This window comes from Nostoc sp. 2RC (assembly GCF_014222165.1).
Classification (GTDB): Bacteria; Cyanobacteriota; Cyanobacteriia; order Cyanobacteriales; family Nostocaceae; genus Nostoc; species Nostoc linckia.
The window spans coordinates 1-12,624 of record NZ_JACKZU010000236.1; the positions used below are offsets into that span (position 1 = coordinate 1).

A 12,624-nucleotide genomic window follows, 5' to 3' on the forward strand; every position below is an offset into this window, starting at 1 on the left:
CCCCCCTGCCTCTTCCAGCCAGACTTTTAGAGAGACAGACCCTTTTTCTGGTGTGAATTTGATGGCGTTGCTGAGTAGGTTGATTAGTACTTGACGTAAACGGCGATCGTCTACTTGAATGGTGCTAAGATTGCTGGCGATGTGAGTACTCAGGCGAATATTTTTTTTCAGTGCCATGTGTTTGACGAAGGCGAGGCTGGCATCGCACAAGGTTCTCACTGGCACGTCACTGGGCTGTAATTCCAGTTTGCCGGATTCGATTTTAGACAAGTCTAAGATGTCGTTGATTAGTTCTAACAAATGTCTGCCACTGCGCTCAATGGTGGCGATCGCTTTTGCTTGCCGTTCGTTAATCGAACCAAAGACACCTTCTATAATGCCTTCTGACATACCTAAAATCGCATTCAGTGGGGTTCGCAGTTCGTGGCTCATGTTTGCCAAAAATTCGTCTTTGAGGCGAGTGGCGCGGGCTAGTTCGATGTTGGTTTGCCGCAGTTGGGCTTCGGCTTGTTTGCGATCTGTAATGTCTTCGTGGGATACCAAGATACCAATTACATCGCCTGTACTATTGGTCAGGGGAACTTTATTTGTTCGCACCCAGAGTTCCTCCCCATTCGGCCCTTCCAATGGCTCCTCGTAGCCTAGCTTGGGGATTCTAGTATTCATAACTTTGGCGTCATCGGCACAGTAAAGGTGTGCCCACTTTGCCCAAGGTAACTCAAAGTCAGTTTTGCCGATGATGGTATCGGGGTCTATTTGAGCATCGCGAGCAAATGCCGGATTGCAGCCGAGAAAGCGCGACTGGCGGTCTTTCCAGAAGACACGTTGGGGAAATGTGTCCAATACCGTTTGCAGCATTTTGCGCGATTCTTCTAGTTCTTGCTCGGCTTGTTTGCGATCGCTAATATCAAATAGGGTGGCGCGGTTGTAGAGATATCTGCCATCGGTATCTTTGACGGCAGTGGCACTGATTAATACTGGCAAAACTCTGCCATCTTTACAGATCATCTCATACTCCAAATCTTTTACCCAGCCTCGCTCTTGAAAGCGGTTATAGTTGACCCAGAAGGCTAAACAACTGGCTTCTGTGAAAAAATCTACTAAAGGTTTGCCAATCATTTCTCCACGGGTATAGCCCAACAATTGCAGTTCTGTCTCGTTTACCTTGATAAATCGGCCATCGCTATCCAGAGAATGATAGCCACAGGGAGCATTATTGTAGAGATCTTCCACTTCATGGGCATATTTCGCCAGTGCCTCTTGTGCCTGTTTGCGATCGCTAATATCAGTTAGCCGGATTAAATTTATGGTGCGTCCGGCGACAGTAATCGGCTTGGCTGCAATGTTCCCCCAAAAAATCTTGCCCCGAAGAGTCACATATTCAATTTCCAGACTCCAGACACCTTTCGATTCAATTTCTGTGACAATGCCAGCGATTTCGCTATCAGAAAATGGACGGTGCTGGAGTGTCTGCCCATCAATGTTAATCAATTGGGCTTTGTCATCTGCCTCAAACAGTTCCACCGCTTGCCGATTACAATCTAGAGTCAGCAGCGTTTCGGGATCGACAAGAAAAATGGCATCGGCAGATTCGTTAAAAATTGCTTCTAGCAAATCCCTGTTGCGAATGAGTTCCTGTTCTGCTTGCTTGCGATCGCTAATATCAAAGTTAACCCCAATCATCCACACAGGTTCGCCCTGGTGGTTACGCTTGATAATACCGTAACCTTTGAGGAAACGAATTTTTCCATTAGGTTGAACGATACGGAACTCGACATTATATTCTTGCTTCCCTTGGAGAACTTGCTCAGTGGCTTCGAGCATATAAGGGCGATCGTCTGGGTGGATGCAGTTTAACCAGGCATCAAAAGAACTGTTAAAATCGCTACTACTTAATCCGTAGAGTTCGTACATTCGCTCATCCCAAATTTGTTTGTTTTGGGCGAAATCATATTCCCAAATGCCGAACCCTCCAGAACTGATTGCCAGAGTCAGCCTTTCGGAAAGGTGATGCAGTTGTTCTTCAGTTCGTTTGCGATCGCTGATATCCGTAATTGTACTGACGTAACCAATAATTTCATTACTGCCGTTGATTTCAGGTAGCACCTGGAGATAAAACCAATTGATGCTACCATCGGGTCGCACGTGTCTGCCCTCGCTTTCATAGAATTCTGTGGGGTTAACACGTCCTTGCTGAAATTTCAGCGACCATTCCCAACCCAGGCGCTGACGATCTTCTGGATGTAGCGCTTCTAACCACCCCATCCCCAATGCCGATTGTGTTGGCCTCAGAGTCATCTGGCTCCAGCGATCGTTGACATAGATACATTGACCAACAGCATCAAGGCGAAAAATGGCTACTGGAGCGGCTTCTGTCAAGGTGGCATAGCGGCGTTCGCTCTCTTGCAGGGCTGACTCTGCTTGTTTGCGTTCGGTAATATCCGTGAGGGTGCCAATGTAGCCAATAACGATGCCAAAGGGGTTAGTTTCGGGCAGCACTTGGATGTAGAACCAAGTGATAGTACCATTCGGTTGCAGATATCTGGCTTCGTTGCGGTATAGTCCTGTTTGCCAAAATCTTTGAGACCATGCCAACTCCAGGCGTTCGCGGTCTTCTGGAAGTATTATATTTAACCAGCCCGTTCCTAATGCTGCCTGTGTTGGTTTACCTGTCATCTCGCTCCAGCGATCGTTGACATAAATACATTGACCAGCGGGATCGAGCCGGAAAATTGCCACGGGTGCGGCTTCTGTCAAGGTTGCATAACGGCGTTCGCTGTCTCTAAGGGCTGCTTCTACTTGTTTGCGCTCGGTAATATCTAAGATGGTGCCCACCAAGCAAGCGGCTTTACCATTGGCATCAAATATCGCTTCAGCTCTGGAAAATAAATAAAGCAATGTCCCATCCGAGCGATTTGAGCAATATTCTATTTCATAGGATCGTCCTTGTTCGATCGCTTGCTGCACTAAAATATCGTGACGAGTCTGGGCACCTAAATGCATGAGCTGACGGAATTCTTCGTAGGTTGGCGTACCACAGGCACGATCGCGTCCAAAAATCTCAAACACCTCCGGCGACCAGATGATTTCTTGAGTTTGTAAGTCTAATTCCCAACTGCCCAAATTGGCAATTCGTTGTGCCGCCAGCAGATGGGCTTGGGTTTTGCGAAAGCGTTCTTCGCTTTCACGTAAAGCTGCTGTGCGCTGTTCGACTCTGGTTTCAAGTTGTTGATTGAGTTGTTGCAATGCCTGTTGTGCCAGCACTCGTTCGGTAATATCAACTGCAACTCCGCCCACTAGGCATTCCCCGACAGTTCCCTCAAGTGGGAATTTGTAAACTAAAAAATAGCCTAGTGTGCCGTCTGGCCTGGGAGCTTGTTCAATGACATCAATAATCTGCTGAGTCTGTGCAACCTGGCGAATATTATCCACAAACTGCTGAGCAATGTCAGGCGAATAAATCTCAAAAAATGTCTTGCCAATCAAATCTTCTACTTTTTGAGTTGGAATTTGAAAAGTGCAAAGATAAGTCTGGCTCAAATATAATATGCGGCCGTTTTCATCGGTAATCCAGGAAGCTGTGGGACTATTATTCATGAATGCTGCAAAACGAGCTTCACTTTGGAGTAAAGCGGCTTGTGCTTGTTTGCGTTCTGCTAATTCTGCCTGTAGCTGTTCGTAAGCAGTTGCTTGTTGAATGGCGATCGCTATTTGCACGGCGAGTCGATCTAATAAGGAAAGTTCCACCGATTCCCAGTGACGAGATGTCGAACATTGGTGGGCAATTAATAATCCCCATAATTCCCCTGCCACTAAAATCGGCACCACCAGATTGGCTTTAACTTCAAATTGTTCCAAAAGACGCAGATGACAATTCGTTAAGCCAGCCTGATAAATATCGTCTATTGCTCGTTTTTTCCCTTGGCCATATTCGCTTTTGGCTTGCTTTTGAAAGCAGGTATCGCGAATTTCCTGCCCCAAAGCCACTGTCCAACCATCAAGTACTGACTCTGCGACAATGGTGCCGTTCATATCTGGATGGAATTGATAAACCAGTACCCGGTCTGCCGCCAGAAATTGCCGCACTTGTGTTGCAGTTGCAGCCAAAATTTCTTGGAGGTTGAGTGACTGACGAATCCGCAAAGCGATCGCGGCAATGAGTTGTTGTTGTTCTTGACTTTGTTCTAGTTGCCGTCTGAGAAGAATTGGTGCAACTGCGCGATCTATTGATTGTTGCACAACTTCAGGGGTGAGGTTGCCTTTAATTAAATAATCCTGGGCACCGCTTTTGATGGCACGGGCGGCTATAAGTTCATCTTCTTCTGTGGTCAGGAGAACGATCGCGGATTGGTCAGTGCTAAATTGTTTCCTAAATTCTTGAAGAAACTTTAACCCATTGCCATCAGGCAATAAAAAATCCAGCACGATCGCATCTGGTATTTCCTGCTGACACCATTTCATCGCCTCCATCACCGTGCCAAACTCGAAAATCCGATAATCGCACAGCGACTTTGACTGCAAACAGCGACAAATTTCCATCCGCTTTTGAGCGCAATCATCAACCACCACAATAGTGAGGGGGAAACCATGAGTCATAGGGTCGAAAATACGAATGCGATCGCGTTTAAACGCATTTCAACAAAACTGTATCTCTTTAAATATCATGTCAATAGCATGACTTATATTAAGTTATACATCGATAGAGAGTTAAGATACAGAGCAGACGAAATGCTTGAGATATTCTCATATTGCCCACATTCAAGTTACAGTATGTAATTTCAAATTCAGTATGCTTCGGGGAGGGACAAAGGGGCACAGGAGCAGGAGAAGTAAATTCTTCCCATCTTTTTTTTGGTTTTCTTGCATCTACTGTTGCGTGTTATGCAATAATGCGATTCGCAATTTTACGTAAACAGCTCTGGAGTTTTTCAGTAAATTTGCTGTTAGTTAAATTCATACTCTCGCAGCCAGACAAGCAGTATCAAAACCTTGGTTTGAGGCGATATCTACAGTCAATGCTGACCTAGACAGTAAGAGTTTTTCAAATTAGCTAGATTGTACCAACTTTTTTGAATAACCAACTTACAGCGCTTTTCAAGTAATTCAACTTCCCCATTTCCCTAGCTTCGCTCAACTTTGCATGGGTTATAGAGTCATACCTCAGTATTTATTCTTAAATTATCATTAGCAATACAAGTAAATACTCTCAAATGATTCGGCAAAAAAATTCGTGCTTTTCCTCGATTATTTTTTGATTTAAAAGTTGAATAATAGAATTATTCCAAATTGCGAGACACTCAAAAGTATTTGTAATGTCTAACGTTCGCCTGGAAATTTTTCAAAATAGGATTATATAAAAGCCATGACTGAAACACCAATGCATAATTTATCTTTTGAAAATATTTGGACTCAAATAGATCCAACAATCAAAAATACTTTTGATACAGAACAAATCAAAGCTATTGAAAAAAGCTTGGAGACTAGCACGAAAAGCAATCATTCTCTAGACTTGCGAATTTCATTACCAATCTCAAAATTGAATTTCTATCTAGTTTTCTTAGCAGGAAATGAACGTCGTTCAAAACAGCGTTTGCAATATGAAAAAAGTTTACATCCTTTATGGACTCCCATTAATAGTTTGTTTTTAATTGCAACTGCGATCGTTTTGTCGGCTTCTAGCTTTACTATCTTTGCTAATGTACTTTCTTCAGTTAATTATACATTTTCATCTCTTGGAGAAAACCCTACATCAATACCCTGGATTGATAATGAATTTGACTGTCAATACACTCGTAGAACTTGGCGTGACGATAAATGTTGGGATTCAGAACACAATCTATTATTTTAAAGCTAATTTATACTGAGAAGCAAACAAAATGTCTGAATATAATTTCACCAAAATTTCTGCTAAAACCGATCCTTTTGTAAAACATTTTTTGGCTAGTATTCCTCCTGAAACAGCATCAAAGTTTACTAATACCCAATTAACAGAATTAAAAAGAGTATTAAGTAGTAAAATTACTCAATGCCACGCTATAGACATCAGAGTTTCTATTCCTTTTTTGCAACAACAATTTTATGTTGTTTTACTAATGAGCAGAGAAAAACGTTTAAATTTCCATTCCAAAAGATGGATTTTTCGGACTGTTAATCATGTTTTCATCATCATAGTTTTTCTATTTTTGATAATGTCTTTAATTAGTCTGTTCAACATTATCAAAAAAGTGGCTAATAATGACTACCTCAACAACATAGAGGCATTACAGCAATATTTAAAAAAATAATTTTAAATTATTGCTTGGCTTAACTTCAGGTGCTCTACTAAATAAAAAATAATTTTAAGTTAATTGTTTCCATACATAAATCTGGTTAATTTATCGAATGTTAAATATTCTTAATGTAACATTTTTAACTTTAGATATAATATTATGAACTCTTTTTAAGAATTAATCCGACTAGATATTTATAGAAATGTTAATGAACTCTCTCAGCTTTGAAAATTTACAAATGACTATTATTCGTCATCCTTTAATGGTTAGTCCCGAAGTTTTACTTTTGGATGTGGTGGCATTAATAAATAAGCCACAAGGTAATTTTGGTTATGGGCAAAACAAAGATTATAAATCTTTAGAATATTCCACTAAAGAAATCGACAATATTACATCTCAAGCCGACAGTTGTGTTCTAATTATGGAAAACTCACAGTTGGTGGGTATCTTTACACAAAGAGATTTAATTAAGCTGACAGCAGAAGGAAAGAGTTTAGAAAATATCACTATTCGTGAGGTGATGACAACAGACCTAGTAACTCTGAAAATAGCAGAATTTAAAGATGCTTTTACTGCTTTAAATTTGCTCAAACAACATCAAATTTGCCATCTACCAATATTAGGAGAGCAAGGAGAAGCGATCGGATTAGTCACTCCTGCTAGTCTACTTGGCGTTGCAATTCAACAAGCAGGACTCTATAATTATGCACGAGTTAAACTCGCAGAACGTCAGAGAATTGAGAGCGAACTGCGCTTAGAACGTAACTTTGTTTCTGCGGTTTTGAATGTTGCGGATGCTCTAGTTGTGGTGCTAGATTGCCAAGGTAAAATTGTGCGCTTTAATCATACTTGCGAACAAAACACAGGTTATTTATTTGATGAAGTTAAAGGCAAATTTATCTGGGATGTTCTACGATTACCAAAAAAAATTGAATGTATCAAAACTTTATTTGAAAACTTTGCATATAAAGAATTACCCAACCGATACGAAACTGACTTAATTACTAAAGATAGCGATCGCCGCATTATTTCTTGGTCAAATAACGTCTTACTTAATAACCATAACCAAGTTGAATATATTGTCTGTACGGGTATCGATATTACAGAAAGTAGAAAAGTACAACAAGAACTCCAACAGACTCGCAATTTTTTAGCCTCCATGATTAATAATCTTCCGGTTGCACTGTTTGTTAAAGATGCAAAACCAGAAAATTTTGGGAGATTTAAATTATGGAATCAAACCTGCGAACGTATATTTGGTATCACAGCCGAACAAGCCATTGGCAAAACAGATTACGAATTTTATCCCAAAGAACAAGCAGACTTTTTTCGTCAAAAAGACCAAGAAGCTTTTTCTAGTGGTGTCCCTCAAGATATTTCTGAGGAGACTCTTGACAGCCCTAGTTTTGGGCAAAGAATTTTGCATACAAAAAAAATTCCTTTGTACGATGGAAATCAACAACCGGAATACTTACTGTGCATTTCTGAGGATATTACAGAATATAAACAAGCTGAAGCTGCACTCAAAGAAAGCGAACAGAAATTTCGCTTATTTACAGAAAACATTAAAAGTATGTTTTGGATTACTGATATTACAAAAGATAATCGCCAAATTGTCTATGTAAGTCCTGCTTTTGAAGAAATTTGGGGACGTTCTACAGAAGAAGTTTATACATCATCTGATATATTTTTAGAAGCAGTTCATCCAAGCGATCGCCAGCGCTTCATTACAGATACGCCAAAAAGAATTGAGAACGAATATGATGAAGAATACCGAATTCTTCGACCAGATGGAGCAATACGTTGGATTCGCAGCCGCGCCTTCCCCATCAAAAATGACCAGGGAGAAGTGTATCGGATCGCTGGTATTGCTGAAGATATTACAGAGCGTAAACAAGCTGAAATTGCTTTACAAAGTTTAGTAGAAAGCACAGCTTCCACCACAGGAAATGATTTTTTCCCAGCATTAGTTGAATACATTGCTTTTGCTTTAGATGTCTGTCATGTTATTGTCGCTGAATTAATTGAAGGACAAGTCCAGACTTTAGGATTTTGGTCTGATGGCCAGTTGCAACCTAATATTTTTTATGAGCCAACCTCGACTCCTTGCGAAATTTTGCTCAAGCAAGGATATTACTACTGTACTTCAGGAATCCAACAACTTTTTCCTACAGCCCAAAGATCCGCTGCAATGGAAGCCGAAAGTTTTATGGGAGTTATCTTAAGCGATAATTTTGGCAATTCAATTGGCTCACTATACATAGTAGATAAAAAAACCATAGCTGAACCTAAAAAATTTGAGGGCATTTTAAAAGTATTTGCCGCTAGAGCGTCGGCAGAACTGCAACGAAAACGCGCACAAGAAGCTCTACAACAACTGAATCAAGATTTAGAAGCTATAGTAGAGCAACGTACTTTAGAATTGCAAGAAAGCGAGGCAGAATTAAGGGCTATTTTTAATCAAGCAGCTGTAGGAATTAAACTAGAAACTTTAGATGGAAAAATTATTAAAGTCAACCAAAAATTATGTGAGATTTTGGGATACTCTCAAGAAGAGTTACTGAAGAAGACATATCAAGATATTACTTACTTTGAAGACATTAAACATCATCACAATAATTTACAAGCACTTTTATCTGGAGAAGTGCAAACATTCTCAATTGAAAAACGTTGTTTACATAAAAATGGTAATTTAATCTGGATTAATTTGACAGTTTCTCTAATACTGGATGTTTTTGGCAAACCGATTTGTTCAATTGGCGTAGTTAAAGATATACAAAATCAAAAACAAGCAGAAGAAGAATTAAAACACCAGTTGGTAGTAGTAGAGGCTGCAATTGAACGCGAACATTTAGTAAATATCATTACTCAACGCATCCGAGAATCTTTAGATATACAAGCAATTTTAAACGTGACAGTAGCGGAAGTTCACAAGTTATTAAAAGTCGATCGCGTCCTAATTTACCGTACTTTCACAGATGGTACGGGAAAAGTAATTGCTGAAGCATTGACACCAGGATATAAAAGTATCCTTAATGAATCTTTTCCGCCTGAATGTTTTCCAAAAGAATGTTATTTGCGTTATGTCCAAGGTGAAATTTATGCTCTTTCTGACCGCAATTTACGCGAATCGCCTAGCTGCTTAATCCAGTTTATGGAGGATATGCAAATTCGTGCCAAACTTGTGATTCCAATTATTCAACACGGTGAGTTATGGGGTTTATTAATTGCTCACCAATGTTCGCGTCCTAGAGAATGGAAATCAGGAGAAATTGAACTGTTACAACAATTAGGAAATCAACTAGCGATCGCTACACAACAATCAGGACTCTACGCCCAATTACAAATAGAATTAAATGAGCGCAAAAAAGCTGAAGAACAAATTGTTAAAGCTTTAGAAAAAGAAAAAGAACTGAGCGATTTAAAATCTCGCTTCATTTCCATGACATCCCATGAATTTCGTACTCCCTTAGCTGTGATTGCTTCTTCTGCTGGAATTTTAAAAAGCTTTAGTCATAAACTAGATGAACAACAAAAACAAAGGCATCTTCAATGTATTCAAACTTATGTTCAACATACTACTCAACTTTTAGATGATATCTTGCTAATTAATAAAGCTGAAGCTGGAAAATTAGTATTCAAACCAAGTTCTGTTAATTTGGTTAATTTCTGTCAAACTTTGATAGATGAACTACAGCTGAGTTCGCCTAATCATCACCTCGTCTTTTCTCCTCAATATCAAGGTAATCCAGCAGACAAAAATTACTTCATTATGGATAGTCAACTTCTGCGACAAATTCTCAGCAACTTACTTTCAAATGCTGTCAAATATTCTTCAAGTGGCAGTAATATTCAAATTGATTTGTTAATTCAAGAGCAAATTGCAGTTTTTCTGATTCAAGATGAAGGTATTGGGATTTCAGTAGAAGATCTGCAACATTTATTCGAGTCATTCTACCGAGGTAGTAATGTTGGTAATACACCAGGCACTGGATTAGGCTTGACAATAGTGAATAAATGTGTATGCCTATATAAAGGGCGAATCACTTTTGCTAGTCAAATCGGAGTCGGCACAACATTTAGGGTGGAATTGCCACTAGTTGCTACCGATGCCTTAAGTTAATATTTATTCTCTATGAAAATGAACTTAATTTTTATTAAACAAAGTGCAAACGAGGTATATACGCTTACTGCCTGTGAACCAGCAGGCTAGGGTACAAATCAGTTAAGAATTATTGGCTGCAAGTTTATAAAAAATTGCTATATAAAAATCTAATGTGTTATTGATAAATAATTTTGGGAAAAATAAACTATCACACCTCGATAAACAAAATGAGTTTTTTAAGTAAAAGTATGGATAAGAAAATATTAGTAATTGAAGACGAAATCCAAGTCTGCTCAAATATTGAACAGATTTTAACTTTGTCAGATTTTAATATTATTACTGCAAACGATGGCTTAGAGGGTTTACGGTTGGCGAAAGCCGAAAAGCCAGACCTGATCTGTTGCGATGTTATGATGCCTGGATTGGATGGCTACAGCGTCCTAGAAAGCTTACGTAAAGATGTAGAAACTGAGTCAATACCAGTAATTTTTCTGACTGCAAAAGTAGAGCGTACCGATCTCCGCCAAGCTATGGAGTTGGGAGCCGATGATTACATTACAAAACCTTTCTTACCAGAAGAACTGATAAAGGCAATTGAGATTAGACTGGCACGGATAGAAAAACCAGATTTAATTAGACAACAGTACGAACAAGAACGTCAACAAAATGCCAAACTGAAGCAAGAAATACAAGCAAATGCACAAAAGCTTCAGGATAGTAAACAACTAGCAGATATGCATAATGAGGTTTTACAAAAACTTTTACAAGATTTGGGTAATCCTCTTTCTAATATTAATATGGCAATCCACATGCTCAAACAAACTCAATCAAATGCCGAACGCGATCGCTACTTAAATATATTACAGCAAGAATGCTCTCGTGAAATCGAGCTTTTAAATGAAATCAAGAATTTACAAGTATTACTTACACCAGAAAATGCCAAGATTCTGCAAAAATTTAATTTACTTAATTATCAAAAATAAAGAAATACTTTGTAATCATAAAAAAAATATGAAATTAATCTCAATTTTTAACTTTAAATATACTTAAAAAATCTCATAAATGAATACCATTTTAATCATAGAAGATGAAGCTCAAATTCGGGAAAATATTGAAGATATTTTACAACTTTCTGACTTTAAAACTTTGATAGCTCCCAACGGCAAAATAGGATTAGAAATTGCTAAAACCAAATTACCCGATTTGATTATCTGCGACATCATGATGCCGGAATTAGACGGTTATAGTGTACTAGCTGCTCTGCGTCAAAATGAAGCAACAGCGAATATTCCTTTGATATTTGTCACAGCTAAAGCTGAACGTTCAGATTTTCGTCAGGGTATGGAAATCGGAGCCGATGATTATTTAACAAAACCATTTACAACTGAAGAATTATTAAAGGCGATCGCTACTCGTCTGCGTAAACAATCTGTAGTTCAGCGTCAATCTCAAGCTCAGCTAGATGAACTCAGAATCAATATCGCTCATTCATTACCTCACGAACTCAATACTCCTTTAAATGGAATTCTGGGAATGTCACAATTGTTAGTTGACAATCGTAGCATGATGCGTGAATCTGAAGAAATTGAAATTGCAGAGTTAATTTACACCTCAGCTAACCGACTCAATCGATTAACTCAACGTTTTTTACTCTACTCTAATCTAGAATTAATCATTCGAGATAACGAAAAAATTCAACAAATTAAAGAAAATTCAGAACAATGTCTTGCTAAAAAAATTATTAGTGATGTTTGTCTTCAAAGAGCTAGAGAATTTTGTCGAACCAAAGATTTAACTCTCGAACTTACAGAATCAATCCTGCAAATGCCAGAAGATAAATTGAGGATTGTCATTGAAGAATTAATAGAGAATGCTTTTAAATTTTCTTTACCTGGTAGTCAAATTCGAGTTATTAGCAATGTCAATGGTCACAAATTTCGTTTACATTTAATTGATAATGGCAAAGGAATGACAATTGAAGAAATTGAAAGAATCGGAGCATTTATTCAATTTAATCGCAAGTTTAACGAACAACAAGGTTCTGGATTAGGGCTTAGTATTGTTCAGCACATAATTAAATTATATGACGGTGAATTGCTATTTAATAGTATTCCCGAACAACAAACTATTGTCACCATTATTTTACCTTACCAAAGTAATCAAAAGTAAAAAAATGAGAATTTAACAATCAAATATCAAAATTATTAATATAATAAAATTCCTATAATTTATAGATTTTGTTTGAATTAT

General features: G+C 38.5%; 6 protein-coding genes. 5 read left to right on the forward strand and 1 reads right to left on the reverse strand.

Annotated elements, in window-relative coordinates:
• The coding region (locus GNE10_RS23070; RefSeq protein WP_185567163.1) for a PAS domain S-box protein at positions 1–4,596 on the reverse strand (4,596 nt) is incomplete at its 3' end.
• Positions 4,597–5,362: 766 nt separating this feature from the next.
• On the opposite strand from GNE10_RS23070, the gene GNE10_RS23075 reads away from it, so the two are divergent.
• The 5 genes from GNE10_RS23075 to GNE10_RS23095 all read left to right on the forward strand — a co-directional run bounded on the left by GNE10_RS23075 (position 5,363) and on the right by GNE10_RS23095 (position 12,543).
• Positions 5,363–5,848, forward strand: a complete 486-nt coding sequence (locus GNE10_RS23075) for a hypothetical protein (protein ID WP_185567164.1) — start codon at positions 5,363–5,365, stop codon at positions 5,846–5,848.
• A 28-nt stretch (positions 5,849–5,876) separates the two neighbouring features.
• The gene (locus tag GNE10_RS23080; RefSeq protein ID WP_185567165.1) at positions 5,877–6,284 is read left to right on the forward strand and encodes a hypothetical protein; all 408 of its coding nucleotides are present in this window, start codon (positions 5,877–5,879) and stop codon (positions 6,282–6,284) included.
• A gap of 223 nt (positions 6,285–6,507) precedes the next feature.
• Positions 6,508–10,392, forward strand: a complete 3,885-nt coding sequence (locus tag GNE10_RS23085; RefSeq protein ID WP_185567166.1) for a PAS domain S-box protein — start codon at positions 6,508–6,510, stop codon at positions 10,390–10,392.
• Positions 10,393–10,622: 230 nt separating this feature from the next.
• Positions 10,623–11,357: a response regulator gene (locus tag GNE10_RS23090; protein WP_185567167.1), complete on the forward strand. Its 735-nt coding sequence runs from the start codon at positions 10,623–10,625 to the stop codon at positions 11,355–11,357.
• Positions 11,358–11,436: 79 nt separating this feature from the next.
• Positions 11,437–12,543 (forward strand): response regulator, encoded by a 1,107-nt coding sequence (locus GNE10_RS23095; RefSeq protein WP_185567168.1) that lies wholly within the window; start codon positions 11,437–11,439, stop codon positions 12,541–12,543.
• The last annotated feature ends 81 nt before the right edge of the window (positions 12,544–12,624 follow it).